The sequence below is a fragment of the Mycobacterium simiae genome (assembly GCF_008370645.1).
GTDB classification, from domain to species: domain Bacteria; phylum Actinomycetota; class Actinomycetes; order Mycobacteriales; family Mycobacteriaceae; genus Mycobacterium; species Mycobacterium simiae_A.
Genome location: NZ_VTZN01000562.1, coordinates 1 through 395 on the forward strand (window position 1 = coordinate 1; position 395 = coordinate 395).

General features: G+C 66.8%; 1 pseudogene. It reads left to right on the forward strand.

Going from position 1 to position 395, the window contains the following annotated elements:
* A pseudogene (locus tag F0Q45_RS26905) lies at positions 1–395 on the forward strand (glutamine-hydrolyzing GMP synthase); the annotation flags it as partial.

A 395-nucleotide genomic window follows, 5' to 3' on the forward strand; every position in this document is an offset into this window, starting at 1 on the left:
GCAGCAGGTGCTGAGCCGCTTTCTGCACGAGTTCGCCGGGATCGGCGCGCGCTGGACGCCCGCCAATATTGCTCATGCGCTGATCGAGCAGGTGCGTGCCCAGATCGGCGACGGCCACGCAATTTGCGGCCTGTCCGGTGGGGTGGATTCCGCGGTGGCGGCGGCACTGGTGCAGCGCGCCATCGGTGATCGGTTGACTTGCGTGTTCGTAGACCACGGGTTGTTGCGCGCGGGGGAGCGTGCCCAGGTTGAGCGCGACTTCGTGGCTGCCACCGGCGCCAAGCTGGTGACCGTCGACGTGGCGAACACGTTTTTGGCAGCGCTGTCGGGGGTGAGCAACCCCGAGGGCAAGCGCAAGATCATCGGCCGGCAGTTCATCCGGGCTTTCGAAGGTG